The following is a 24477-nucleotide window of genomic DNA, read 5'->3' on the forward strand; positions in this document are numbered from 1 at the left end:
GGTCCACCTGGGCTAAACTCGAAACTCGGGGACTAGGACTCTATTGGTCAGTACGTGGGGATACTACGAACTCCGCAGGAGAAGCACGATGCCACACTTGTTGTTGTCCACCGAGACCCGCACACGGCACGCCGTCCGGAGCCCCGAGCCATCAGAGGATCTGGAGCCCCTGCGCAGGCAGGTGTCCGCCATCATCGACGCAATTCTGTCGGAGACCAAGCCGGAGGAGGCCCCTGTCCGGGAACAGCTCCGCTGGCACGTTGCCAGCAATCCCGGCCAGCCGGAGAAGGCGCTGCTGAACCACCTGCTGTCCGTCTCCACGAGCGTGCAGGACGACACCGCCTAGACTCTCCCGCAGGAAGACCGCCGCACTCAGCGGCTGATCGAAGCCTGCCGCACGACTTCGCCCCACGACTGCTGCGCCAGATCCGCCACGGACGCCAGGATCTCCGCTGGCGGCAGGGACAGATCCAGCGGGAATTCCACCACGTCGATGTCCGTGTTGAGGATCCGTCGGAGCTTGATCTCCCCCGCTCCCGCGTAGACCAGCCACGCCGTCGGAACCCGCAGCGAGGTGCAGTACGCCAGCATCCGGTAGTGGTCGCCCGAGAGTGAGGCGCCGACGTCGGACGCCGCCTTGTACTTCGCGTCGTACACCATCACGGGCCGGCCGCCGAGCAGGTGCACCGCGCCCGGCTGCACCATGATCCGGTCGGAATCCCGCACCGCCTCGTTGAGCATCGAGTTGTAGCGCAGCCGCATCTCCCCCGGATAGGCGGCCATGGCCTCCCGCAGTGCGGTGCCGACGAAGTCCTCGAACACCTTGGACATGTCCACCACAAACGACGCCGAGTGCTGCTTGCCGTCCCCGGCCTCGGCCGAGGCGTTGCGCAGGATCACCTCGGACAGGCGCAGGGCCGCGTGGTAGCGGGTATTCATCCGGCCGGCACGCCACTGCGGCAGCGGGGCGCCGGACTGCAGGCGCGTCACGGCGTCGAGCTTTCCCTTCAACCGCCGCAGCCTGCTGAGCACATCGGCCCGCACCCCCGGCACCTGCGACATCCGCTCGAGGGCCGCGCGCAGGATGCGGTTCTCCGGGATATCCTCGGTGAACTCGTCGTAGGAGACCTCCAGCGGCACCAGCATGCCGGGGCGGCGCGAGATCTGGTCCGAAATCCGGATCCGGCCCTTGACGGTGCGGAGCGACTCATCAACGTTCAGGTACCCCTGCAGCACCCCGCGGCTGAGGGCACGGTCCGCGAGCTGGGCCAGCGACTCGGCCAAGGCGCTCCAGAGATCAGTGTCCTCGACGGCGGCAACGGCGTCATCCCGGAAGCCCTGGTTCTCCGTATAGCCCAGCAGGAACAGCAGACGGCCGAGGCCCAGCCGCTCCTTGGGCCGGACCTCCAGCTGTACCGAGGGGGTCCGCACGGAGCCGACCTTGCCGACCGGTTCGATCCGGAACAAGCCCATGCCCAACGGCGAGGCCTTGGCCAGGCCGCTGCCGTTGATGTAGGCGGCGCTGCCGGCGTCGATCCGTTCCACCACTCCCCCGGACAGCTCGTCCAGGACGATGTGCCGGACGGCGCGGTCCAGGGCGGGACTAGACGCGCGCAAGGCGGCCCAACAGCTGCTCCAGACCGAACCGCTCCTCCAGCTGCGCCCGGTTGAGCTGGCCGTGGTAGTGCTCCTCCAGCAGCGGCATCAACTCGTACTTCCAGATCCGGCGCAGCCCGGTGGGGGTCTGGGCCGCCTTCTTCATGAAGTACGACGGCCCGATCATGAGGTCGCGGTCCCACTCGTCGATGGCGTTGTTGAGCTCATCGAGCAGCAACGCCGGGGTGGTGTCCAGGTCGCGGGCCTGCAGGAAGCGCAGCAGCGTTCCCTTGACGGGCTCGGTCTTGGGGTGGAGCTCGATGAACGAGAACCGGCGGCGGATGGCCGCGTCCATCATCGCGATGGAGCGGTCGGCGGTGTTCATGGTGCCGATGATGTACAGGTTGTCCGGCAGCGAGAACGGCTCGGTGGGGCTGTACTGCAGATAGATCCTGTCGTCGCGGTATTCCAGCAGGAAGTACAGCTCGCCGAAGACCTTCGCCAGGTTGGCCCGGTTCATCTCGTCGATGATCAGAAAGTACGGTTTGCTCTCGTTGCCCGGTTTCGCGGCCTCCTCGGCGAGCCGGCGCAACGGTCCGGCGACCAGTTTGAAGGAGACCTGGCCTTCGTCGGTCTTGTCCGGACGGTACCCCTCGAAGAAGTCCTCGTAGGCGTAGGAGGGGTGGAACTGCACCAGCTTCACCCGTTCGTCGCCGGTGTCGCCGGCCAGCTCGGCCGCGAGGTGCTTGGCCAGGTAGGTCTTTCCGGTGCCGGGAGGACCGTAGAGGACCAGCTGGCGGTTTTCCTCCAGGAGTTCGGCGATCTCCTGCAAAGGCTCGAGGTCCATATGCAGCGACGCGGCGAATTCGGCCGTCAGCGGGCGGAATCCTTCACACGGAGGTTCGACGACGGCGTCCGGCTCGGCGCCGTCGTCCGGCTCCGCCTCGGCTTCGGCCGGGAGCAGCGTGTCGAGCGCCTGGATCACCCGGGTGACGTCGACGATCAGGCCGGAGCTGGCTAGCTGGCGCTGCACGTGGCGAGGCAGGTCCGCCGTTGAGTGGACCTCGTCGAACCAGCGGACCTTGCGGCGCAGCCGGCGGTTGTCCTCGTGGTGCTCGGGCTCGCCCAGCACCACCCCTACCCGGACGTGGCCGGAGCTCTGGTACAGCGTGAGGTCGCCCGGTTTCATCACGGTCAGGAACGCGAAGACGGCAGTCTTGGTGTCCTCGCGCTCCACGTAGCTCAGGTGTTTGTAGTCCTCGTCCACGGCGTGCTGCACCAGCCCGGCGGTCACGCCGGGGTCCAGCAGGCGGAGGTGCTCGACGTCGAGCGTCACCGCTTCCTCGTCCTGCCACGCGGCCAGCAGCTCCGTATTGTCGTGGTGGCTGCGCAGCAGCCAGGCACGCCGGCCGGGGTCGCCCACCTTCCGCCACTGGCTGACGAGCTGCCGGGAGTACCAGTCGATCCGCTGGCCTGCCTGCTCGTCGAGGTGCAGCCGGATGCGGTGGATGTCGGCGGAGACTTCCTCGTCCGAGTCGCCCCGGGCGCCTCCGACCAGGGACGCGAAGGCATCCCGGATTTCCTGGCGTTCGACGTCGGCCACTACGGGCTCGAAGTAGCTGGGCCAGACCAGGAATTCGATGCTTCGCCGGATCGCCGGCTGATCCTCGGGCGTGCCTGCGGTGAGTTCGTGGAAGGCCAGCGGGTCCTTGATAGCTGCTTGGACGACGCCGGCCGGCCGCTGGGCGACGTGCTGGACGAACCGGCAAAGCCACTTGAGATGGTCCCAGATGGTCCAGTTGAATTCCGCAGTGCGGTCCCGGATCACACCGTGGTCCGTCATGCCTGCGTACAGTTCGTCGGGGAGCTCCAGCGGCGGCTCCAGCCAGGACGCAGCTTCGGCGACGCGGGCGCGCTTGACCTTAAGTGACTTCACCTCGTGCGCGAGCGGCAGCGACTGCAGGAACAGGAGTTCCACGGCCAGCTGCTTTGCCCCGCGCGTGGCGCCTTCGAGGTTCTCCCGGAGGTTGGTCATCATTGGCGCTTTGGGGTCCGGGACTCCGCGTTCGAGGCGCTCCAGCAATTCCGCGGCCGCCGGCACTGACCACGTCCGGGTGCGGCCGTCCAGCGGTGAGGCCTTCCCCAGCAGCCCAGGACCCAGCACGAACCAGGCCGCGTCTTCGATCTCTTTGGAGATGCCGAGGGCACGGTGCATGGCAGGTTTTTTGGTTGGGGTCATACCCCCAATTTACAGGCTTAAGCTGAACGCCCGCATCATGCAGAGCCCTTAAGCTACCGGAGAGTAGCTCCCGGCCGGAGGAGCCGTCCGCCGCAGCGGGGGCACGGCTGGTTCTACTTGCCGGCCGGACGGCGCTTGACGCCGAAGGTGAAGTACGAGCCCGGGCCGACGAAGTTGATGAGCGTGGCCGCCCGCCACAGCGCCTTGCTACCGCGGATTTCCTCCGCCGGACGGCGGGAAATGTCGCGCTGGGCGGCGACCAGGAGGGATAGCTGGACGACGGCCGCCGTGATAGTGCCGAACTTCGCCATGGGCGAGAGCTCTTTCCAGGTCTTCTTCCGTGCCTTCGTTTTGCTTCGCTTGGCCATGATCCGTGCTCCTTGCTTCCCGAATTCCGGCTTCCCATGCAGGCAGCCCAGTGCCGGCATCCCCAGGCCGGCATCCCCGGGCCAGTTCAGTCTAGGACCGATGCCGGCGGCGAGGTAGGGCCTAGTGGGTCTGGCGGGCCGCCGTAAATGGGGCCAGCTTGGCCTTTTGCTCGGGGGTCAGCCGCAGCACTCGCCCCGTGGCCTCATCGACGAACGCCAGGTGGCTGCTCGCCCTAACGCAGTCTTCGCCGGTGACCGGGTCCTGGACCAGGTAGTGGATGTCGAAGCTGGCGCCCTTGACCGCGCCGATCCAGAGTTGAACGACGGCCGGAACGTTGCGGTATTCCAGTGTCCGGACATAGCGGATCTTGTGCTCCACGACCAGCGCCAGCGTGCCCTCCGGGACCTCGTTGAATAAGGGAACCTGGGGTTCTATCCCGGGCAGGCCGGCCCCCCGCGGCGGTCCGAAAGCGGCGATGCGGGCCTCCTCGAGGATCCGGACGAGCTGGACGTTGTTGATGTGGCCGTAGGCATCCATGTCGCCCCAGCGCATTGGGACTTTCACCTCGAGGCGCCGCGGTTCCGTCGCGCCGTCGGGCTGCCCTGCCGCCGGGACGGACCCGGCTGCCCCGGCGCTCAGCTGTGCACCGCCGTCGGCTCCCCGGCCGTGTTTCCCGACAACGCCGCCTCGGCGTCTTCCCCGGCAAACTGGGACATATACAGGCGGTAGTAGGCGCCTCGGAGTTCGAGCAGCTCCGCGTGCCGGCCCTGCTCGACAATCCGTCCGGCCTCCATCACCAGGATGGTGTCGGCGTCCCGGATGGTCGAGAGTCGGTGGGCGATCACAAAGCTGGTGCGCTCGGTGCGCAGCGCGGCCATGGCCTTCTGGACCAGGACCTCGGTGCGGGTGTCCACCGAGCTGGTGGCTTCGTCCAGGATCAGCAGCGAGGGGTTGGCCACGAAGGCCCTGGCGATGGTGATCAGCTGCTTCTCGCCCGCGCTGACGTTGTTGCCTTCCTCGTCGATGACCGTGTCGTAGCCCTCCGGCAGCGCCCGTACGAAGCGGTCCACGAAGGTGGCCTTCGCGGCCGCCATGATCTGCTCCTCGGTGGCGTCCAGCTTGCCGTAGCGGATGTTCTCGTAGATGGTGCCGCCGAACAGCCAGGCATCCTGCAGGACCATACCGACCTTCGACCGGAGTTCCGCGCGGCTGAGCCGGGTGATGTCGACGCCGTCGAGGGTGATGTTCCCGGCGTTGAGTTCATAGAAGCGCATCACGAGGTTTACCAGGGTGGTCTTGCCGGCCCCGGTCGGTCCGACGATCGCCACGGTGTGCCCGGGCTCGGCGGTGAAGGACAGGTCCTCGATCAGCGGCTTGTCGGCGGAATAGCTGAAAGTGACGTGATTGAACTCGACGTGCCCGTCGGTCTTGGCCGGGAGGTGCTCGGTGGCAGTCTCGGCGTCCTGTTCGTCGGCGTCGAGGAACTCGAAGACCCGCTCGGCGGAGGCCACCCCGGACTGCAGCATGTTGGCCATGCCGGCCATCTGCCCCAGCGGCTGGGTGAACTCGCGCGAGTACTGGATGAACGCCGTCGCGTCGCCCAGGCTCATCCCGCCCGAGGCCACCCGCAGGCCGCCGACGACGGCGATCCCCACGTAGCTGAGGTAGGAGACGAACTGCATGACCGGCATGATCATGCCGGAGACGAACTGGGCGCCGAAGCTGGCCTTGTAGAGTTCCTCGTTCCGCTCGTCGAAGCGGGCCAGCATGTCGGCGTCGCGGCCAAAGACACGGACCAGGTCGTGGCCGGAGAACGACTCCTCGATCTGGCCGTTGAGCTCGCCGGTGTTCTTCCACTGGGCGGCGAAGAGCTTCTGGCTGCGCGCGCCGATGATGCCGGCGGCAACGCCCGACAGCGGCAGCGCAATCAAGGCGATCAGGGCCAGCTGCCAGGAGACGATGAACATCATTATCACGATGCCGACGACCGTCAGGGCGGAGTTCACCAGCTGCGCGAATGCCTGCTGCAGCGCCTGCTGGATGTTGTCGACGTCGTTCGTGACGCGGGAGAGGATGTCACCGCGCTGGCGGGTGTCGAAGTAGCCCAGCGGGAGCTTGTTGAGCTTCTTCTCCGTGTCGTCACGCAGCCGGCGGACCACCCGCATGACGAGTACGTTCAGGACGTAGCCCTGCAGCCACAGGAAGATGTTGGCGACGAAGTACATCACCAGCACCACGCTGATCAGGAAGGCGAGCTTCTGGAAGTCGATGCCTACCCCGGGGACGACGTCCATCCGGGCCAGCATGTCAGCGAAGTTGTCCTGGCCCTGGGAGCGCAGCCCGGCGATGAACTGGTCCTTGGTGGCGCCGGCCGGCAGTTGCTTGCCCACGACGCCGCCGAAGATCACGTCCATGGCCTGGCCCAGAATGCGGGGGGCGATGACGTTGAGGACGACGGCGACCGTCACCATGGCGAGCACGGCAATGATGCCGGTGCGCTCGGGTTTCAGCAGGCCCATCAGCCGTTTAGCCGAGGGCCAGAAATGCTGGGCCTTCTTGGCCGGGACCGCGCCGAACATGCCGCCGTCGGCTTCGCCGGGGGTGAATTCCTCTTCGTAGAACTCGTCGTCCGTTGTTTGCGCGACGTCGGTGGCCTCGTTGGGAGCCTCGTTGGGGGCCTTGCTGAGCTTTTCGTTGGTGCTCATGCGATTGCCTCCGCGGTCAGCTGGGATTCGACGATTTCCTGGTACGTGCTGGAGCTCGCCAAGAGCTCCTCGTGGGTGCCGCGGTCCACAATCCGGCCGTTGTCGAGCACAAGGATCTGGTCCGCGTCGGCGATGGTGGAGACCCGCTGGCCCACGATGATCACCGTCGCGTCGGCGGTTTTGGCCTTGAGCGCTTTTCGCAGCCGGGCGTCGGTGGCGACGTCCAGCGCCGAGAAGGAGTCGTCGAACAGGAAGACCCTTGGTTCGGTGACGAGGGCCCGGGCAATGCAGAGCCGCTGCCGCTGGCCGCCGGAGACGTTGGTGCCGCCCTGGGCGATGCGGGCGCCGAGCGCGTTCTTCTTCTCGCGGACAAAGTCGGCGGCCTGGGCGACGGTGAGGGCGTCCCAGAGTTCCTCGTCCGTTGCTTCGGGTTTGCCGAAGCGCAGGTTGTGCTCGATGGTGCCGGAGAACAGGTAGGGCCGCTGCGGGACCATCGCGACGCGTCCGGTGATCTCGGCGCGGTCCAGCTTGGTGACCGGGACGCCGTCGAGCAGCACCTCGCCCGAGGCGGCGTCGAAGAGCCGCGGCAGCAGGGCCAGCAGGGTGGTCTTGCCGGAGCCGGTGGAGCCGATGATCGCCACGGTCTGGCCCGGTTCAGCAGTGAAGCTGATGTCGCTGAGCACCGGCGCCTCGGCGCCCGGATAGGCGAAGGAGACGTTGCGGAATTCCACCCGGCCGGCCTTGGCAGCGGGGGCCACCGGGGCGGCGGGTTCGTGGATGGAGGGTTCGACGTCGAGCACCTCGCCGATGCGGTCCGCGCAGACCGAGGCGCGCGGGATCATCATCGCCATGAAGGTGCCCATCATGACGGCCATCAGGATCTGCAGCAGGTACTGCAGGAACGCAGTCAGCGACCCGACTTGCATCTCCCCCGCGTCGACCCGCTGGCCGCCGAACCACAGCACCGCGGCGGTGGAGACGTGCAGGATCATGCCGATGGCCGGGAACATCAGCACGAACAGGGAGCCGATCTTCAGCGACACGTCGGTGAGTTCCTGGTTGGCTGCGCCGAAGCGCTGCGCCTCATGCGGCTCACGCACGAAAGCGCGGACCACGCGGATGCCGATGATCTGCTCGCGCAGGATGCCGTTAAGCCGGTCGATCTTCGCCTGCATGGAGCGGAACAGCGGCATCAGGCGGACCACGAGGTAGCCGACCACGACCACCAGCAGCGGGACGGAGACCCAGACAAGCCAGGACAGGTTGAGGTCCTCGCGGAGGGCCATGACGATGCCGCCGATGCACATGATGGGTGTGGCCACCATAAAGTTCAGCGCCATCAGCATCAGCATCTGGACCTGCTGGACGTCGTTGGTGCCGCGCGTGATCAGCGTCGGGGCGCCGAAGACGTTCACGTCCCTGGCGGAGAAGCTGCTGACCTTGCGGAAGACGCCCCGGCGCAGATCCCGGCCGAACGCCATCGCGGCCTTGGACCCAAAGTAGACGCCGGCGATCGCGGTGACCACCTGGACCAGCGCGACGCCGAGCATCAGCGCGCCGGTGCGCCAGATGTAGTCGGTGTCTCCGCGGGAGACGCCCTCATCGATGATTTGGGCGTTGAGGCTGGGCAGGTACAGGGCCGCAATGGTGGAGGCCAGTTGGAAGACGATGACGGCCGCGATATACGGCAGATACGGCTTGGAGTAGCGCCGTATGAGGGTGACAAGCATGCCCGGGGGTCCTTTGGAACGGTTCAGGAAAACGCAGAAGAAGAATAAGAAAAGTATTGGCAGCTGGGGCCGACAGCCTTAGCTGTCCCACTCTACGAAATCCAGTGCCCCGGTGAAACCTCCGACATCCAACGTTCTCGCTCTGTTGGTGAAGAAAAGAGCCTGCGGCCCCCGGTTCGGGGCCGCAGGGCTGATTCCGGGCCGGCTACTCGCCGCGATGCCGGCCGTGCGTGGCGATGTAGTCGGCCGCGGCACGCTGCAGCTTGCGTTCCTTGGCGAGCTGGCGCTTGAGCGTGGTCAACTGCTCGGCAACCCGGACCTGTTCGGCGGCAATCGCGCGCTGCCCGGCGGCCTGCTCGTGGACGGCCCGCAGGGCCTCGGCCAGCTGCACCTGCTGCTCGGCGAGCAGCCGCTGGGTCTCGAGCAGCAGCGGCACGACGTCGGCATGGTCGGCGCGTGCCTCGGCCACCATGGTCCGGGCACGGAGCCGGGCTCCTTCACGCTCAGACCGGGCCTCATTGTCGCGCTGTCGGCTCAGGACCTCGATAAATTCGCGGTCAAGGTCGACGATGCCGGAGGCTGGCGCGGGTGCGGCAGCGAGATCCGCGGCGCGTCCCGTAGCCGCGGCGGCGGCGGCGGTAGCTCCGGCGGCAGCTTCGGCGTCGGCGGCAGCTCCGGTAACGGCGGCGGAGGCCGAAGCTTCCGGACGAATGTCGACGGTGCGGCGCAGCGGCTTTTCCTTGATGAACAGGATGGCTACCAGCGCCACAAGGCCGATGATTGCGGAGATCAGGAAGACCTCTGCGATCGCGTCACCATAGGCGGCCCGCATGATGTCGCGGATCGGTGCGGGCATGTCCTTGAGGTCCATGCTGGCCCCCGTGGATCCTGCCGGGACCTTGATTCCTGCCGCAGCGAGGCCTTCCACGGCGAGATCCTTGACCCGGTTGCCCAGCACGGCGCCGAGGACCGAGACGCCGATGGCGCCGCCGACGGACCGGAAGAAGGCTACCGAGGCGCTGGCCGTGCCAATGTCCTTGGCCTGTACCGTGTTCTGGACGGCGAGGACGAGGTTTTGCATCAGCAAGCCCAGACCGATGCCGAGGATGGCCGTGTAAATCCCGGTCAGCCACAGCTCCGTGGTGTGGTCCATGGTGCCGGCCAGGCCGAGGCCGCCGATCAGCGCGATGGCACCCGCAATCAGGTAGCGCTTCCATTTGCCGGTTCGGGTGATCAGCTGGCCGGAGAGCACCGAGCCGATCAGGTTGCCCGCGATCATGGGCAGCGTGAGCAGGCCTGCTTCGGTGGGGGTGGCACCGCGGGCGACCTGGAAGTACTGGCCAAGGAACGTGGAGGAGCCGAACATTCCGACGCCGACAGCCACGGAGGCGAGGATCGCCAGGGCCGTGGTGCGCTCGGAGATGATCTTGAGCGGAATGATCGGCTGGGCAACCTTGGATTCCACCAGCACCAGCAGGCCCAGAAGCACGATGCCGCCGCCCACCATGGCGACAGTCTGCCATGACCACCAGTCGTAGTAGTCGGGGTTTCCGGCGAAGGAGACCCAGATCAGTAGCAGGCTGACGCCGGAGGTCAGCAGGATGGAGCCGAGCCAGTCGATCTTGGCCGGGCGCTTGACGTGCTGGATCTTCAACGTGACCTGCAGCAGGATCAGGGCGACGACAGCGAGCGGGACGCAGACGAAGAAGGTCCAGCGCCAGCCGAGCGGGCTGTCGACGATGAAGCCGCCGAGCAGCGGGCCGCCCGCGGTACCGACGGCCATGACACCGCCCATGTAGCCGGAGTACTTGCCGCGGTCGCGCGGCGGGATCATCGAGCCAATGATGGCCTGGGCCAGGGCGGTGAGGCCGCCCATCGCGATGCCCTGGATGACGCGGGCGGTCAGCAGCAGCGGGATGGTCTCGGAGAGGCCGGCCATGACGGAGCCGGCGACGAAGATCACGATGCTGAGCTGGACGAGGACCTTCTTGTTGAAGAGGTCCGCCAGCTTGCCCCAGATCGGGGTGGTGGCCGCGTTGGCCAGCAGTGCCGCCGTGATGACCCAGGCGAAGTCCGTCTGGGTGCCCTTGAGCTCGGACATGATGGTAGGCAGGGCATTTGCCACGATGGTGCTGCTCAGGATGGCAGTGAAGAACGCCGCCAGCAGGCCGGTCAGCGCTTCCATGATCTGGCGGTGGCTCATGGCCGCTTGGGGTGCGGGGTGCGAGTATGGGGTCGAAGCCGGGGCGGGCCCGGCGGCGGCAGCGTGGCTAGCCATAGATTTACTCCTCAACAAAGTTGGTCGTGTCGGTGGATCCGGCCGTCTTTGCCCGGGCTGAATTCCTGAGGGATTCAGCTAGTTTTTTCAGGGTGCGCGAGGTCTCTTCGACGTCGTCCTCGCTCCAGTCCTGCAGGAAGCCCTGCAAGGTGGCGGCGCGCTGCGCCTCAATGGAGCGCAGCTTCTCGACCCCGGCCGGCGAGAGCGCAATCAGCTGCGCCCGGCCATCCTCGGGATCCGGCCGGCGGACCACGTAGCCCTGCTCGAGGAGTTCGGCGAGGTGCCGGCTTAGCACGGGAGCGCTGACGCCCAGCCGTTCCGCCAGTTGCGTGGCACGGGTTTCGCCCTCCCCCACAAAGCGGAGGACGCCTTGCAGCGCCACCCCGGTATCGTCGCCGCGGAGGTTGGCCGCGGCCACACACCGGACGGCGCGCTGGAGATCGAAGATCTGGTGGACCAGCTTGGCTGCAGTGGTCGATGCAACTGACATGTTTGGAAGCCCCTTACTTACTTGCCCGAAGCAACAATACTGCAAATTGATTGCTTTGGGAAACTAAGAACTCCGTAGGGTTGGCGCTAATGTACACAACAGGGCCCCTAAACCGTGTGGTTTAGGGGCCCTGTGTACGTTCGCGCTTTCTGGGGGTGGGGCTTAGGTGTCCAGGTGGGTCGGGGCGAACATCTTGAGCAGGGTTTCGACCACGACGACGTTCGGCCCGTCGGCCTCGAAGCCCGCCCTCAGCGCGTCCCCGACGTCCTCCGGGGCCACCCGGACCGCGGGGACGCCGAAGGCTTCGGCCAGTTTCACGAAATCGGGCCGGGCCAGCTCGGTGGCCGTGGCCTTGCCGAAGGCGCCCACCATGTATTCGCGCAGGATGCCGTAGCCGCCGTCGTCGACGATCAGCCAGGTGACCGGGACGTTGTGCTGCTTCGCCGTGGCCAATTCCGAGATCGAGTACATTGCCGAGCCATCGCCGGAGACGGCAAGCACGCGGGCGGAACCGCCGGGCGCGCCGGTGGTTTCCAACCCCACGGCGCCGCCGATCGCCGCCGGGAAGCCGAAGCCGAGGCCGCCTGCGCCCTGGGCCGAGTGGAACTGGCCCTCGCGCGCGTCCCAGCAGCTCCATGCCCAGTAGGCCGAGATGGTCATGTCCCAGAACGTCTGCATCTGCGCCGGGACGGCTTCGCGGATGTCGGCCATGAACTTCAGTTCCTTGGCGAGGTCCTGGGATTCCAGCCGGGCCTTGACCTTGGCCAGGGTCTCCCTGACCAGATCCTCCGGCGAGCTGCCGTGCCAGTCCGCGCGCTCCCCGTGCGGTTCCACCAGAGCCTCATCGAGGGCGGCGAGGGCCTGGCCGGCGTCGGCCCGGATGCCGAGGCCCGGGCGGTTGGATTCGAGGACGCGCGGTTCGGCGTCGATCTGGATGATCCGGCCGCGCGGCTCGAAGGTGAAGTAGTTGGAGGTCACCTCGCCGAGTGACGAGCCGATGACGATCAGCACGTCCGCGTCTTCCAGCAGCTCCGTCATGTACTGGTCCTCGATCCAGGACTGCAGCGAGAGCTCGTGGTTCCACGGGAAGGCGCCGTTGCCGCCGGGCGTGCAGATGACCGGCGCCCGCAGCTTCTCCGCGATGGAGAGCAGGGATTTCTCGGCCCGGCCGCGGCGGGTGCCGCCGCCGGCGATGATGGCGGGACGGCGCGCCTCCGAGAGCCATTCCACGGCTTCGCGAACCAGCTCCACACGCGGCGGATTGTCCGCGGCTTCGGCGAGCGCATCCTCCACCGGCGGGACCATGATCGGGTCCAGCAGCACGTTCTGTGGGATTTCAATCCACACGGGGCCCTGCGGCGAGGAAATCGCCTCGGTCCAGGCATCCTGGATGGCCGAGGGGATGCCGGAGGCGTGCTGGATCAGCCGCTGGCTCTTGGTCACGTTGGCGGCCGAGGCCTTCTGGTCATCGAGCTGGTGCAGCATGCCCTTGCGTCGGGCGCCGAGGCCCTCGAGCGGGATCTGGCTGGCCACGACCACCATGGGCACGCCGGTGGCGTAGGCCTCCTGCAGCCCGGCCAGGGACGTCAGCGCGCCGGGGCCGGTGGAGAGGAAGAGGACGCCGACCTCGCCGGTGGCGCGGGAGTAGCCGTCGGCGGCGAAGGCCGAGTTGTTTTCCACCCGCGACGAGACAAAGTGCAACTTGCCGCGGCCCATCGCGTCGAACAGGCCAAGGGCGTGCTGGCCGGGGATGCCGAAGACGGTCTTGGCGCCGAGCGCTTCGAGGGTTTCGACGACGAGATCGCCGCCGTTGCGCACCCCGGTCACCGGGAGACTCCGGTCTCGACGGGCTGGGACGCCGAGAATCCGGCCGGCCGCCGGGCCTCCCGGCCGAGGGCCTGGGCGGCATAGCCGGTGGGCGCACCGGTCCGGTCGCCGTCGACGGCGCGGTCTGCCAGCAGGGTGACGAGTTCGTAGGCGACGTGGCTCGCCGCCACGCCGGTAATCTCGGCGTGGTCGTACGCCGGGGCGACCTCGACGACGTCGGCCCCCACCAGGTTCATGCCGCGGAGGCCGCGGATGATTTCCAGCAGCTCGCGGCTGGTGATGCCACCGGCTTCCGGGGTGCCGGTGCCGGGCGCGTGGGCCGGGTCAAGGACGTCGATGTCCACCGAGATGTACAGCGGGCGGTTGCCGATCCGGTCACGGACCTTGGCGACGGTTTCCAGCACGCCCTGGTAGTAGACATCGGCGGAGGTGACGATGCCGAACCCGAAGCGGTGGTCGTCGTCGAGGTCCTTCTTGCCGTAGAGCGGGCCGCGGGTGCCGATGTGGCTGATCGCCTCGATGTCGAGAACGCCTTCCTCGACGGCGCGGCGGAAGGGGGTGCCGTGGGTGTATTCGGCACCGAAGTAGGTGTCCCAGGTGTCCAGGTGCGCGTCGAAGTGCAGCATGGCGACCGGCTGTCCGGCGCGTTCCGCGGCAGCGCGCAGCAGCGGCAGGGCGATGGTGTGGTCCCCGCCCAGGGTGACCAGCTTGCTGCCGGCGGCGGTCAGATCCAGCGCGTTCTGCTGGATGGTTTCAATCGCCTCGTGGATGTTGAACGGGTTGACCGCCATGTCCCCGGCGTCGGCCACCTGGATGGTCTCGAAGGGGCTGACGTCCCAGGCCGGGTTGTAGGGGCGGAGCAGTCGGCTGGCCTCGCGGACGTGGTTGGCGCCGAAGCGCGCGCCGGGGCGGTAGGAGACCCCGGAGTCGAAGGGCACGCCGACCACCGTGACGTCCGCCTTCGCGACCTGGTCCAGCCGCGGCAGGCGGGCAAAGGTGGCCGCGCCGGCGTAGCGCGGGATGCGGGAGGAATCGATGGGGCCAACGTTGCCATTGGCCTCGATGCGCAGCTCTTCCAAGAGAGGCGCCTCCTTCGAGGATTGTCCGACGGGTGTGACTGCCATCATACACTCGAAAGTTGCCTGTGGCGCATCAGATGTTTACTTTCTCACCCTGTGCGGGGGGCTGAATCTGCCCTCCCGCCCAGTTAATGTCCACCGGAGCCGACCGGCACTGCGAAGGACCCCGAGAATCCGGGGATCCGGGCCGACGTCGGACGCCGCCGAGTCCGGTAACCGGGCAGGAACGCTGGACCGACTCACCGCGGGGCCTCCCGGGCGCCCCTACAGCTATCCAGATAGCCCAAGTGACTGGTTTCCCCACCGCTCAACAGCCCGTGTACTGGCCTGATGGACCCCTTGGACTATCTCCGGCGGGTGGGCGGCGTCGCACGGACCGGCCAGCTCCTGTCCGTCGGCTTTTCCCGCACGGACGTTGCCCGCCTGCCCGACGCCGGAGTGCAGCAGCTTCGGCGTGGCGTGTTTGTCCTGCCCGGGTGCCCGCCCGAGTTCGAGGCCGCACTCCGGCATAATGCCCGGATTAGCTGTGCCAGCGCCGCCGGACACTACGGACTGTGGCTGCGGGAGCCGCCGGCGCAACACCATCTGGCCTGCAACCATGGCCACGGGGGCGGCTTCATCCGGCACCGGACAATCCGGTTTGGTGGTCACGGGTCCCTGCCCCTGGCGGCGGTCGAGGACGTGGTCCTGCACGCCATGAGCTGCCTCGCTCCCCCGGCGTCGACGGCGATAGCGACTTCGGCCATCCGGCTGCACGGTGTGCCCTTGGAGTTGTTGAAGGGCGAACTCCGCGGCAAGAGGTCCGGGCCGGTGCGCACTGCACTCCACCTCTTGGACCTAAGAGCCGAATCCATTGTTGAGGTCGACGCGCAGCACCTCTTCAAAACCAACGGAATCGGCTTCGACGCCCAGGTCTATCTTCCCGGGATCGGCCGGGTGGACTTCCTGATCGACGGTTTCCTGATCGTGGAAGTGGACGGCTACGCATTCCACTCCAGCCGCGAGTCGCTCCGCCGGGACCTGGGCCGGAATAATGCCTCGACCCTGGGCGGTTTTGCCGTACTCCGGTACATGCCCGAACACATCTGGTACGAACCGGAGCGTGTTGTGGCCGAGATCCGGGCCGTGCTGGCCTCGGGTCCGCGTCCTGCCTGCTGACGTTCCCGCCCAGTTCTACGTCGACGGTCTCCCCCGCTGCCGCGTCGGCCCGCGGAATTCCGGGCTTGGGGGCGGACAGTGGGTGCCTGTGAGCCAAACAACCGGGCCGGAACGCGGCCGGGCCACGGGAACGCAGCCATACCCAGCCAATACGGCCGGGCCCACGCCAAGGGGAAGCTACCGGCTGGCGGCGGGAACCAGTACCCAGAGCACCTCGACCGGGTCGTCGGTGGGATTGATCCAGGTGTGCGGCTCACGGCCGGGGAAGGTCACGGTGTCGCCGGTTCCCAGCTCGAACTCCTCGTTCGTGAGGATGAGCCTGATCCTGCCCTTGACCACATGGAGCACATCCACGTCGCAGTCCACCGCGTACAGCTCGGATTCGCCACGGCCGCGGGGGGCGATCACGGCCTGGATGATTTGGACCCGTCGCTCGGAGCGGGCGGTCAGCAGGCGCTCGACGATCCCTTCCCCGCCGAGCGAGATCCGGGGGCCCTGGCCGGCTTTGGTGAGGTGGGTTTCCGGCGCGGCAAACAGTTCGCCAATCGAGATGGAGAGGACCTGGCAGAGCGTGACCAGCGAGGCGACGGAGGGCGAGGTGAGATCACGTTCAACCCTGCTGAGGAACCCCTTGGTCAGTCCGGTGGCGTCCGCGACCTGTTCGATGGTGAGCCGCTGGGACTGCCGGGCGGCACGGATCCTGGAACCGATGGCAACCGGGACGTTGCTCGGTTCAACGGGTAGAGCCTTCATAAGGGAACCTTTCACGGCCGGCCGCGCGGCCCCATCGTTGGAGCCAATCCTAGCTGGAGGCGGCCCCTAGGGCGCCCAGAAGGACACGCCGGGCGGCCTGTTTCGGTCTCCAGATTCTCAATGGCAGCACGACGGCGGCGCCTCCCGCGCGGGAGGACCGCCGCCGTCGTGCTTTCCGGCGCTGTTGCTGGAGCGGAGCGCCTACTCCTCTTCCTCCTCCGGCGCGCGGAACTCATCCGCGTCGACGGGTTCTATTGGCTGCTCATCGCCAAGGAAATCCTCCGTGTCCAGGGGAACGAGCCGGTCGGCTTCCTCGAGCAACTCCTCGTCCACGGTTTCCGCAGCCCCCACCGGGGCATCCTCGGCGAAATCATAGGCGGGGTCCGACTCCACGGAGTCCCTGGCCGGCTGGCCGGCTTTCGATCCGGTGTTGTCCATGGTGCAACCTCCGTGCGCTCGGGCTGCGGCAGTACTTGCGAGCCGTCCGGACCCGTCGTCGGCGCCCGGGACACTGCGGGGCAGGCCTGCCGGAGAACCCGCCCTGGCCTTTATTCGAACACCGCGCGGGGTGGGGGTCAAGGGCCGTCCTGCCCGCCCTACGGCGGCCCGCGCCGGCCACTTCTTTACGGCCAGCCTAAACTTCGCACTGAGGATTACCGGCCGAAAATCCGCGAAAATACGGGGTACGCTGGATTCGCAATGGGGCCGAACCATGCCCCGTCAAGCCCAGGAGTTTCCGTGTCTCAGCACGCCCCATCTGACCCAAACCATTCCGTTCACGGCCCCGCCGCCGGCTCCCGCATGACCCCCGTGAACCCCGAAGTGCGCCCCGACGTGAGCCCGGCGGCGCGTCCCGCCGATATCAAGCGCTGGCGGCAGTACCTCGCCGACGAACGCGCCGAGGCCCGCGTCTACCGCGAGCTGGCCCAGAACCGCAGCGGCGAGGAACGTGACATCCTGCTGGCCCTGGCCGAAGCGGAGGGACGCCACGAGGCGCACTGGCTGCAACTGCTCGGCGAACATGCGGGCCGGCCGCGGGCCGCCTCGCTCCGCAGCCAGTTCCTCGGCTTCCTGGCCCGGCATTTCGGCTCCGTCTTTGTCCTGGCCCTGGCCCAGCGGGCCGAGAGCCGCTCGCCCTACGCCAACGACCCCGCCGCCACCCCCGCCATGGTCGCCGACGAGCAGATCCACGAGGAAGTCGTCCGCGGGCTGGCGACGCGAGGCCGCAACCGCCTGGCAGGGACGTTCCGCGCCGCCGTGTTCGGCGCCAACGACGGGCTGGTCAGCAACCTCTCGCTCGTGATGGGCATGGCCGCCTCCGGTGTGGCAAGCTCCGTGGTCCTCCTCAGCGGCGTTGCCGGCCTGTTGGCCGGAGCGCTCTCGATGGGTGCCGGCGAGTTCATCTCCGTGCGCTCCCAGCGGGAACTGCTGGCCGCGACCCGCCCCACCCAGATCACGCTCTCGGCCGCGCCGTCACTGGACATCGAACACAACGAACTTCTTCTTGTCTATCTGGCCCGCGGCATGTCCCGCGAGGCCGCCGAGCACCGCGTCGCCGAGCGGATGGGCTTGCTGGACTGCGACTGCGATCCGAGCCTGTCCCTGCGGCCGGAGCTTCCCGAAACGGAGGACCAGCACGAGGCCGTGGGCACCGCGTGGGGCGCCGCGGCGTCGAGTTTCTGCTTCTTCGCCTCCGGCGCGATCGTGCCGATCGTTCCCTTCCTCTTCGGGTTGACCGGGATCCTCGCGCTTGTGGTGTCCGCCGCCCTGGTGGGAATCGCGCTGCTGCTGACCGGCGGCGTCGTCGGGCTGCTCTCCGGCACCTCCCCCGTCACCCGCGGGCTCCGCCAGCTCGCCATCGGCCTTGGTGCCGCCGCTGTGACCTACTTGCTCGGCATGGCGTTCGGGGCGGTGGTCGGCTAGTGGATGATCCCGGGTTCCGGGACCGCACTCCACGGCACAGCAGCGCCGGCAGCGCCTTCCGGGCGGTCCGGAACCTTGCCGTAGTGGTCCTGATCGCCGGCGCCGCCTTCCTGACCGCCGGGCTGGTGTACGGGGATCCCCGGTTTGTCGGGCTGTTCGACTTCAACGGCGGAGCGAACCCGCAGTCCCGCGGCACGGCGAACCATCCGACGGCCGTCGCGGGCAGCAGGCAGGCCGGCCTTCCCGGGGACGGATCGCACATGGCCGTGCCCCCGCCGGGCTTCGAGGAACAGGACCAGCCCCTGGGCCAGCCGCGCAAGCCGACGTCGGAGAGCAAGTCGTATAAGTTCCTGGCCACCAATGCCGACGGCAGCCCGGTGGGCTACTCGCCGTGCCGGCCACTGCACTATGTGGTCAACGCCGCGCTGGCTCCCAAGGGTGGGGAACAGCTGGTGGAAAATGCGATCAAAACGGTCTCCGAGGCGACCGGGATCAGGTTCGTCAACGACGGCGCCACCACCGAGGCTCCGTCCCAGTCACGCGCCCCCTACCAAAAAGAAGCGTACGGGGACCGCTGGGCTCCGCTGCTCATCGCCTGGACGACGCCGGAACAGGCACCGCAGCTCCAGGGTCCGGTGATCGGCACCGGCGGCAGCACCCACTTCAGCTTCGGCGACGGCCCGAAGAGCTTCGTCACGGGCAGCCTGGAACTGGACGCACCGCAGATCACCGAAGACCTGGGCCGCGGGGAAGGCACGGGCTACGCCACCGCGGTGGTCCTGCACGAACTGGGCCATGTGATGGGACTGGAGCACGTCGAGGACCCGAAGCAGCTGATGTATCCGGAAATCGGCGCGCCGGATGGGCTGGCCGACGGCGACTTGAACGGCCTGTACGAGTTGGGCCGCGCCCCGTGCCGCAAGGACCTCTAGGGATCCAAACCGGGCCCGCGCGGCGCTAGCGCTCCAGCACGGCGAGGGCTTCCTCGACGCTGTCCACCAGGAAGATCCGGTTCTCCATCCGCCGTCCCGCGGCCAGGCTCTGCAGCAGGGGCCAGGCCGGGAACCGGCGCAGCCAGTGCTCCTTGCCCACCAGCACCATGGGCGTGATGGTCTCCGGGGCTCCGTAGTAGTTTTCGCAGGCGTCCTGGAAAATCTCCTGCACGGTGCCGCCCGAGCCCGGCAGGAAGATGATTCCGCCGTTGCACAGCTCCAGCAGCACCGCCTCGCGGATGGCGTTGGCGAAGTACTTGGCGATGTGGGTGGCGAAGAAATTGGGCGGCTCGTGGCCGTAAAACCAGGTGGGAATGCCCAATGACGGCGTCCCGTCCGGATGGCGTTCCACGACGGCTGCCGCGGTCCGCGCCCACGCCGACACCGAGGGGCGGAAGCCGGGCACGACGGCCAGGTCCGCCAGGGCCTGCTGGAAGTCAGTCTCGTCCGCCGCGCTGAGGTAGGCGCCCAGATTGGCGGCCTCCATGGTCCCTGGGCCGCCACCGGTGGCGACCACCCGGCCGTTGCGGGCCAGCAGGCGGCCCAGCAGCGCCGCCTCGGTGAAGCCTGCCGAGGCGCGGCTCGCGGCGTGCCCGCCCATCACGCCCACCATGGTTCGTCCGAGGCACAGCTCCGAACGGGTCAGCTCCTCGAGCGCGTCGCCAATTGAGTGGTCATGCAGGGCCGCCGCCAGCGTCGCGTCCAGCCGGTGCCGCTGGCCGGGCCGGATGCTCCACTGGTACACCCGAGCGTCCAGGGTGTCCTCGTACCGGGCCTCCCCCACACCCGCGTAAAGCTCCTGCGGGGTGTAGAGCCGTCCGCGGTACGGGTCGAACGGAACCTTTTCCAGCTTGGGGAAGATCAGCGCCCCGCGGCCGCGCAGCGATTCCTCCACACCGTCGTCGAAGCTGCAGCCCAGGAAGATCGCGCCCTGCGGGTCGAGGGACTTCAACGGCTCACGGCGGCCGCGCAGGTCCAGCGATTGGAGGTGCCAGCCGTGCATGGATCGGGCTCCGCCCGCGACGAGCCGGTCGAAACTGTCGAGGCTCTCGACTTCGAGGGTACGCGGGCTCGGGTGCAGGCTGCGGGCAGCGCTCATCCGGACGGTCCTAGTCCCGGGGGTCGGTTGCGGGGCCCGTGGCGGAGCCCGCCGGACGGCCGGCGCTGCCGAGGTAGGCGTCGAGCTTCGCCAGGGTCTGCTCGAGGTTGGCCGGGTGACGGCGGAGATAGCCGGCCAGCCGCAGGAAGATCTTGCCACGGACCTGCCGTGCGTCCCACTGCTCGGTGACCAGCGTGCCAGGCCGGCCGCCGGCGTCGGTGGCCGGCTCCAGCAGGTAGCGCCACACGTGGCCATAGAAGTGGCGCCAGGCGATGCGGCGACCCTCCTCGAACTCGCAGACGGTATTGAGGATCTTGTAGTCCACTTTGACGTTCATTTCCATGCCGAATTTCGCGCCCGGCGCCAGCCGTTCCGGGCCGCGCGGCTGCGCACCCTTGACCGTGTCCGAGCCATCGATCACGCTGTGCAGGGCCGGCGTGGCGAGCACCTCGAAGATGGTTTCCGGGGCGGCCGCGATGAAGCGGCTGCGGGACACGAGATACCTGTTGTTCATCCGGCAATCCTAGCCCTCGGATTCTGTTGCAGAATAAGCCATGCAGACTTCCCGCAACTCCCCCGATGGCCGGCCCCGCATCGGCATTCCCGTCCGGCTCAGCAGTTCCTCGGACCCGGATCCGCGGGTGGGCGAAGCCAACGCACTCTTCGGCTACATCGTTGACTTGGTGCGCGACGGCGGCGGTGAGCCCGTGCTGCTCACCGCGGCTCCCTCGGCCGCAGAGCTCACGGCGCTCGACGGCGTCGTGCTCCCCGGCGGCGGCGACCTCGACCCCCGGCTCTACGGCGAGGAGCCGGACGGCACCTGCTACGACGTCAGTCCGGAGCAGGACGCCCTGGATCTTGCTGTGGCGCGGGAGTCCATCGACGCCGGGCTGCCGGTGCTGGGCATCTGCCGCGGGCATCAACTGCTGAATGTGCTCTACGGCGGAACCCTGATCCAGGACATGGACCCTGGCACGGTGGCGCACCGGGAGCCCACTCCCCTGCACGGCGCCGGTCCCTGGGCCTGGCACGAGGTCGGGATCACCGCCGGTTCGAAGGTCGCCGGGCTGTACGGGGGTTCCGGCGCCACAGCATCCGGCGGTCCCGCCGGGGTAACCGTCAAGATCGCCTCCGGCCACCACCAGGCGGTGGCCCGGGTGGCCGACGGGCTGGTAGTGAGCGCGGTCGCCGACGACGGCACCGTGGAAGCGCTGGAGGATCCTGCCCGCTGGGTGGCCTCCGTCCAGTGGCATCCGGAGGCGCTGGAGCTCCCCGCCGCCGAACGGTTGGCGCCGTTCCGGTCCTTTGTGGAGATCTGCCGGGCCAGCGCAGCCTGGCTTTAGAGCCGCTGCAGCTCGGCGCTTTCCGCTGCGGCGTCGTCCGGTGCTGCGTCGTCGAGTCCGGCGTCGTCCCCGGCAGCGAGGTGCCGGGTTGCCTTCTTGGCGGCGACGGCGGCGAACACCATCACGCCGAGGCCCAGCAGGGTGATTCCGGCGCCGGCCCAGATCGGCGAGGTGTAGCCGAGCCCGGCGGTGATGGTCACGCCGCCCATCCAGGCGCCCAGCGCGTTGCCCACATTGAAGGCGCCGATGTTGGCGCCGGAGGCCAGGGTGGGCGCACTGTCGGCGTATTTCATGACGCGCATCTGCAGTCCGGGCACGGTGGCGAAGCCGAAGCCGCCGAGCAGCACCATGGACGCGATAGTCATCGGCTGGTTGGCCGAGGTGAGGGCGAAGACCACCAGCACCACCACGAGGGCGGCCAGCACCACGAGCAGGGTGCGATCGACGTTCCGGTCCGCGGCCTTGCCGCCAATGCTGTTGCCGATGAAGAGGCCCACACCGAAGATGATCAAGAGCCACGGCACCGTGGCCGCGGAGAAGCCGGTGACCTCGGTCAGGGTGAACGCGATGTAGGTGAAGGCGCCGAACATGCCGCCGTAGCCGAGGATGGTCACGAAGATGGACAGCCAGACCTGGCCGGACCGGAAGGCCCGGAGTTCACCGCGCAGCCCGCCAGAGGCAGAACCGGGTGCCGAGTCGCCTGCACCGTTTTTGGGCACCAGGGCCAAAATGCCGACCAGTGCGAGCACGCCGATGCCGGTGATGGCCCAGAACGTGGAGCGCCACCCGGCGGCCTGGCCGAGCATGGTGCCGAACGGTACGCCCAGGACGTTGGCCGCGGTCAGCCCGGTGAACATGATGGCGATGGCGCCGGCCTTTTTGGTGGGTGCGACCATGCCGGCGGCCACCACGGCGCCGATGCCGAAGAACGCACCGTGGGCCAGGGCGGCGATGATCCTGCCGACCATCATCAGGGCGTAGTCGGGGGCGGTCGCGGAGACGAGGTTGCCGGCGATGAACAGCACCATCAGCACCGCAAGCACCGGCTTGCGCTCAAAACGCGTCACCGCGGCGGTCAGGAGCAGCGCCCCGACGACGACGGCGAGCGCGTAGCCGGAGATCAACCAGCCAGCTGTGGCTTCGGTGACGTGGAAGTCTGCGGCCACCTGGGGCAGCAGGCCCATGATGACGAACTCGGTGAGTCCGATTCCGAACCCGCCGAGGGCGAGTGCTATCAGGCCGATGGGCATGGTGGCTCCTTCAAAATCTGTACGGGAGGATTTGGGAAGCGTAAGCTAGTAGTTGCATACGCGTTATTTATTCTTGCACACGCAACTATAGCGCGCAAGCAACTACTTTTGTGGGCTCACGTCCCCGCTTGCCGGAGCGTGAACTCACCGGCTGGAAGGAGTACAACTGATGGGCATCAAGGACGACGCCGTCGAGGTCCGGGCGCAAGGCTGGCGGACCCTCGCGGCACTGCACGGGCTGATCGAGGCTGAGCTGGAGCGCTCCCTGCAGGCAGAGGCGCAGCTGTCGGTGGTGGAGTACACCGTGCTGGACGCGCTGAGCCGGCAGGACGGCTGGCATATGCGGATGCAGCAGCTTGCCCGGGCCACCGCACTGAGCGCCAGCGCCACCACGCGGCTGGTGAACCGCCTGGAGGAACGCGGGCTGCTGACCCGGATCCTCTGCGCGGATGACCGGCGGGGGATCTACACCGAACTCACGCCCAGCGGCATCGCCTTGCTCGAGCAGGCCCGGCCAGTCCATGACGCCACCCTGGAGCGCGCGCTGGCCCAGGCCCAGGAGGTTCCGGAGTTGGCGCCCCTGGTGGACGCGCTCCCCCGGCTGCACGCAGGCGTCTAAGCCCCGTGCCGGCAGACCCCTTGCCAGGCTGCGGAGATCGGGCGTACCGTTAAACAACCAGCAGGTTGATCAATGCACCGGTTGATTAAGGCATCGATTGATTAACGCGTCGACTGATGCACCGATGCTGGTAACAGCTACACACATCGGGACTTGACCACATGGCTGACGACGACGAACGCCTCGACAACGCCTTCCTGGCGCTTGCCGATCCCGTCCGCCGCCGCATCATCGCCCGGCTCAGCCGGGGACCGGCCACGGTCAACGAATTGGCGGAACCCTTCGCGATCACCAAGCAGGCGGTCTCGAAGCACATCCAGGTCCTCGAGCAGGCAGGACTCGTCACGCGCACGCGGGACGCCCAGCGCCGGCCCGTCCACCTGAACCCCGCACGGCTGGAGGCCCTCACCGCATGGATCGACCAGTACCGGCTGGTCCGCGAAGGGCAGTTCCGCACCCTCGACGCCGTGCTCCAATCCCAGGCCGCTGCGCGCGGCACCCAGGCAAAGGACTCATCATGAGCAACGCCCTGAAACTCACGGTTCCGGAAGGCCTGCCCTTCATCGACTTCGAGCGGGAGTTTGACTTCCCCGTGGCCGAAGTCTTCCGGGCCCACAAGGAACCCGAACTCGTCGCCCGGTGGCTCGGCCCGCGGCGGCTCACCATGGATGTGGACCACTACGACTTCCGTACCGGCGGCAGCTACCGCTACACGCACACCGGGCCCGACGGCGTCGCCCACCTGTTCAGCGGCGTCTTCCACACCGTCCGGGAGAACGACTTCGCCATCCAGACTTTCGAATACGGCGGCTACCCGGACGTGGTCAGCATCGAGTCCATGACCTTCGTGGACCTCGGCGGGGGCCGCACCCGGCTGATCGCGCACTCTGTCTACCCCAGCATGGAGGCGCGCGACGGCATGGCCCAGTCCGGCATGGAAGGCGGATTGACCGAAGCCTACGAACGGCTCGAGGAACTGCTGGCCGGCGCGACGGTCTGACACGCCGTCGGAAGCTTAAAGAAACAA

At 67.9% G+C, this 24477-nt stretch carries 23 protein-coding genes; 8 read left to right on the forward strand and 15 right to left on the reverse strand.

Annotation, left to right across the window (positions count from 1 at the left end):
- The first annotated feature begins 88 nt into the window (after positions 1–88).
- The gene (locus ACZ5Z0_RS05730; RefSeq protein WP_464110265.1) at positions 89–346 is read left to right on the forward strand and encodes a hypothetical protein; all 258 of its coding nucleotides are present in this window, start codon (positions 89–91) and stop codon (positions 344–346) included.
- Between the two features lie 26 nt (positions 347–372).
- Here the strand turns inward: ACZ5Z0_RS05730 and ACZ5Z0_RS05735 are convergent, their stop codons facing one another.
- The 10 genes from ACZ5Z0_RS05735 to speB all read right to left on the reverse strand — a co-directional run bounded on the left by ACZ5Z0_RS05735 (position 373) and on the right by speB (position 14313).
- Positions 373–1617, reverse strand: a complete 1245-nt coding sequence (locus ACZ5Z0_RS05735) for a 5-methylcytosine restriction system specificity protein McrC (RefSeq protein ID WP_464110266.1) — start codon at positions 1615–1617, stop codon at positions 373–375.
- A complete protein-coding gene (locus tag ACZ5Z0_RS05740) occupies positions 1604–3835 on the reverse strand; it encodes an McrB family protein (RefSeq protein ID WP_464110267.1) in 2232 nt (743 codons plus the stop codon). The genes ACZ5Z0_RS05735 and ACZ5Z0_RS05740 overlap by 14 nt, the downstream gene beginning before the upstream one ends.
- A gap of 113 nt (positions 3836–3948) precedes the next feature.
- On the reverse strand, positions 3949–4203 hold the full coding sequence (locus ACZ5Z0_RS05745) for a hypothetical protein (protein ID WP_464110268.1): 255 nt from the start codon (positions 4201–4203) through the stop codon (positions 3949–3951).
- A 121-nt stretch (positions 4204–4324) separates the two neighbouring features.
- Positions 4325–4756 (reverse strand): acyl-CoA thioesterase, encoded by a 432-nt coding sequence (locus ACZ5Z0_RS05750; RefSeq protein WP_464110269.1) that lies wholly within the window; start codon positions 4754–4756, stop codon positions 4325–4327.
- Between the two features lie 83 nt (positions 4757–4839).
- Entirely contained in the window at positions 4840–6909 is a 2070-nt protein-coding gene (locus ACZ5Z0_RS05755; protein ID WP_464110270.1) for an ABC transporter ATP-binding protein, read from the reverse strand.
- Positions 6906–8639: an ABC transporter ATP-binding protein gene (locus ACZ5Z0_RS05760; RefSeq protein ID WP_464110271.1), complete on the reverse strand. Its 1734-nt coding sequence runs from the start codon at positions 8637–8639 to the stop codon at positions 6906–6908. Before ACZ5Z0_RS05760 ends, ACZ5Z0_RS05755 begins: the two co-directional genes overlap by 4 nt.
- Before the next feature lie 205 nt (positions 8640–8844).
- Positions 8845–10842 carry an MDR family MFS transporter gene (locus tag ACZ5Z0_RS05765; protein ID WP_464110733.1) on the reverse strand — a complete coding sequence of 666 codons (1998 nt, stop codon included), beginning with the start codon at positions 10840–10842 and terminating at the stop codon, positions 8845–8847.
- Between the two features lie 79 nt (positions 10843–10921).
- Positions 10922–11407 carry a MarR family winged helix-turn-helix transcriptional regulator gene (locus ACZ5Z0_RS05770; protein ID WP_464110272.1) on the reverse strand — a complete coding sequence of 162 codons (486 nt, stop codon included), beginning with the start codon at positions 11405–11407 and terminating at the stop codon, positions 10922–10924.
- Between the two features lie 162 nt (positions 11408–11569).
- Complete coding sequence (locus ACZ5Z0_RS05775) at positions 11570–13234, reverse strand: thiamine pyrophosphate-binding protein (RefSeq protein WP_464110273.1); 1665 nt, start codon at positions 13232–13234, stop codon at positions 11570–11572.
- A complete protein-coding gene (speB, locus tag ACZ5Z0_RS05780) occupies positions 13231–14313 on the reverse strand; it encodes an agmatinase (RefSeq protein WP_464110274.1) in 1083 nt (360 codons plus the stop codon). Before speB ends, ACZ5Z0_RS05775 begins: the two co-directional genes overlap by 4 nt.
- Positions 14314–14643: 330 nt before the next feature.
- Here speB and ACZ5Z0_RS05785 point away from each other — a divergent pair, with 330 nt between their 5' ends.
- The gene (locus ACZ5Z0_RS05785) at positions 14644–15471 is read left to right on the forward strand and encodes a DUF559 domain-containing protein (RefSeq protein ID WP_464110275.1); all 828 of its coding nucleotides are present in this window, start codon (positions 14644–14646) and stop codon (positions 15469–15471) included.
- Between the two features lie 177 nt (positions 15472–15648).
- On the opposite strand, the gene ACZ5Z0_RS05790 is transcribed toward ACZ5Z0_RS05785, so the two are convergent.
- Positions 15649–16224: a helix-turn-helix domain-containing protein gene (locus ACZ5Z0_RS05790; RefSeq protein ID WP_464110276.1), complete on the reverse strand. Its 576-nt coding sequence runs from the start codon at positions 16222–16224 to the stop codon at positions 15649–15651.
- 201 nt (positions 16225–16425) lie between these two features.
- Positions 16426–16662, reverse strand: coding sequence for a hypothetical protein (locus ACZ5Z0_RS05795; protein WP_464110277.1), 237 nt, complete (start codon positions 16660–16662; stop codon positions 16426–16428).
- A 363-nt stretch (positions 16663–17025) separates the two neighbouring features.
- On the opposite strand from ACZ5Z0_RS05795, the gene ACZ5Z0_RS05800 reads away from it, so the two are divergent.
- The gene (locus ACZ5Z0_RS05800; RefSeq protein ID WP_464110278.1) at positions 17026–18147 is read left to right on the forward strand and encodes a VIT1/CCC1 transporter family protein; all 1122 of its coding nucleotides are present in this window, start codon (positions 17026–17028) and stop codon (positions 18145–18147) included.
- The gene (locus ACZ5Z0_RS05805; RefSeq protein WP_464110279.1) at positions 18147–19079 is read left to right on the forward strand and encodes a matrixin family metalloprotease; all 933 of its coding nucleotides are present in this window, start codon (positions 18147–18149) and stop codon (positions 19077–19079) included. The genes ACZ5Z0_RS05800 and ACZ5Z0_RS05805 overlap by 1 nt, the downstream gene beginning before the upstream one ends.
- Before the next feature lie 25 nt (positions 19080–19104).
- Here the strand turns inward: ACZ5Z0_RS05805 and ACZ5Z0_RS05810 are convergent, their stop codons facing one another.
- Positions 19105–20238, reverse strand: a complete 1134-nt coding sequence (locus ACZ5Z0_RS05810) for an LOG family protein (protein WP_464110280.1) — start codon at positions 20236–20238, stop codon at positions 19105–19107.
- Between the two features lie 10 nt (positions 20239–20248).
- Positions 20249–20752, reverse strand: a complete 504-nt coding sequence (locus ACZ5Z0_RS05815; protein WP_464110281.1) for an SRPBCC family protein — start codon at positions 20750–20752, stop codon at positions 20249–20251.
- A 40-nt stretch (positions 20753–20792) separates the two neighbouring features.
- On the opposite strand from ACZ5Z0_RS05815, the gene ACZ5Z0_RS05820 reads away from it, so the two are divergent.
- Positions 20793–21581, forward strand: a complete 789-nt coding sequence (locus ACZ5Z0_RS05820) for a gamma-glutamyl-gamma-aminobutyrate hydrolase family protein (RefSeq protein ID WP_464110282.1) — start codon at positions 20793–20795, stop codon at positions 21579–21581.
- Here ACZ5Z0_RS05820 and ACZ5Z0_RS05825 read toward each other — a convergent pair.
- On the reverse strand, positions 21578–22831 hold the full coding sequence (locus ACZ5Z0_RS05825; protein WP_464110283.1) for an MFS transporter: 1254 nt from the start codon (positions 22829–22831) through the stop codon (positions 21578–21580). The genes ACZ5Z0_RS05820 and ACZ5Z0_RS05825 overlap by 4 nt on opposite strands.
- Before the next feature lie 169 nt (positions 22832–23000).
- On the opposite strand from ACZ5Z0_RS05825, the gene ACZ5Z0_RS05830 reads away from it, so the two are divergent.
- The 3 genes from ACZ5Z0_RS05830 to ACZ5Z0_RS05840 all read left to right on the forward strand — a co-directional run bounded on the left by ACZ5Z0_RS05830 (position 23001) and on the right by ACZ5Z0_RS05840 (position 24450).
- Positions 23001–23450, forward strand: a complete 450-nt coding sequence (locus ACZ5Z0_RS05830; RefSeq protein ID WP_464110284.1) for a MarR family winged helix-turn-helix transcriptional regulator — start codon at positions 23001–23003, stop codon at positions 23448–23450.
- A gap of 161 nt (positions 23451–23611) precedes the next feature.
- Positions 23612–23971 carry an ArsR/SmtB family transcription factor gene (locus ACZ5Z0_RS05835; RefSeq protein WP_464110285.1) on the forward strand — a complete coding sequence of 120 codons (360 nt, stop codon included), beginning with the start codon at positions 23612–23614 and terminating at the stop codon, positions 23969–23971.
- Positions 23968–24450 (forward strand): SRPBCC family protein, encoded by a 483-nt coding sequence (locus ACZ5Z0_RS05840; RefSeq protein ID WP_464110286.1) that lies wholly within the window; start codon positions 23968–23970, stop codon positions 24448–24450. Before ACZ5Z0_RS05835 ends, ACZ5Z0_RS05840 begins: the two co-directional genes overlap by 4 nt.
- Positions 24451–24477 lie beyond the last annotated feature (27 nt).

The sequence above is a fragment of the Arthrobacter sp. T2-23 genome (assembly GCF_055398325.1).

Coding starts and splice junctions, on each gene's coding strand:
- ACZ5Z0_RS05740 (WP_464110267.1), bottom strand. CDS start 3,835: ATGACCCCAACCAAAAAACCTGCCATGCACCGTGCCCTCGGCATCTCC.
- ACZ5Z0_RS05755 (WP_464110270.1), bottom strand. CDS start 6,909: ATGAGCACCAACGAAAAGCTCAGCAAGGCCCCCAACGAGGCTCCCAAC.
- ACZ5Z0_RS05770 (WP_464110272.1), bottom strand. CDS start 11,407: ATGTCAGTTGCATCGACCACTGCAGCCAAGCTGGTCCACCAGATCTTC.
- ACZ5Z0_RS05800 (WP_464110278.1), top strand. CDS start 17,026: ATGACCCCCGTGAACCCCGAAGTGCGCCCCGACGTGAGCCCGGCGGCG.
- ACZ5Z0_RS05795 (WP_464110277.1), bottom strand. CDS start 16,662: ATGGACAACACCGGATCGAAAGCCGGCCAGCCGGCCAGGGACTCCGTG.
- ACZ5Z0_RS05830 (WP_464110284.1), top strand. CDS start 23,001: ATGGGCATCAAGGACGACGCCGTCGAGGTCCGGGCGCAAGGCTGGCGG.
- ACZ5Z0_RS05825 (WP_464110283.1), bottom strand. CDS start 22,831: ATGCCCATCGGCCTGATAGCACTCGCCCTCGGCGGGTTCGGAATCGGA.
- ACZ5Z0_RS05750 (WP_464110269.1), bottom strand. CDS start 4,756: ATGCGCTGGGGCGACATGGATGCCTACGGCCACATCAACAACGTCCAG.
- ACZ5Z0_RS05810 (WP_464110280.1), bottom strand. CDS start 20,238: ATGAGCGCTGCCCGCAGCCTGCACCCGAGCCCGCGTACCCTCGAAGTC.
- ACZ5Z0_RS05745 (WP_464110268.1), bottom strand. CDS start 4,203: ATGGCCAAGCGAAGCAAAACGAAGGCACGGAAGAAGACCTGGAAAGAG.
- ACZ5Z0_RS05730 (WP_464110265.1), top strand. CDS start 89: ATGCCACACTTGTTGTTGTCCACCGAGACCCGCACACGGCACGCCGTC.
- ACZ5Z0_RS05840 (WP_464110286.1), top strand. CDS start 23,968: ATGAGCAACGCCCTGAAACTCACGGTTCCGGAAGGCCTGCCCTTCATC.
- ACZ5Z0_RS05760 (WP_464110271.1), bottom strand. CDS start 8,639: ATGCTTGTCACCCTCATACGGCGCTACTCCAAGCCGTATCTGCCGTAT.
- ACZ5Z0_RS05790 (WP_464110276.1), bottom strand. CDS start 16,224: ATGAAGGCTCTACCCGTTGAACCGAGCAACGTCCCGGTTGCCATCGGT.
- ACZ5Z0_RS05820 (WP_464110282.1), top strand. CDS start 20,793: ATGCAGACTTCCCGCAACTCCCCCGATGGCCGGCCCCGCATCGGCATT.
- ACZ5Z0_RS05815 (WP_464110281.1), bottom strand. CDS start 20,752: ATGAACAACAGGTATCTCGTGTCCCGCAGCCGCTTCATCGCGGCCGCC.
- ACZ5Z0_RS05765 (WP_464110733.1), bottom strand. CDS start 10,842: ATGAGCCACCGCCAGATCATGGAAGCGCTGACCGGCCTGCTGGCGGCG.
- ACZ5Z0_RS05785 (WP_464110275.1), top strand. CDS start 14,644: ATGGACCCCTTGGACTATCTCCGGCGGGTGGGCGGCGTCGCACGGACC.
- ACZ5Z0_RS05835 (WP_464110285.1), top strand. CDS start 23,612: ATGGCTGACGACGACGAACGCCTCGACAACGCCTTCCTGGCGCTTGCC.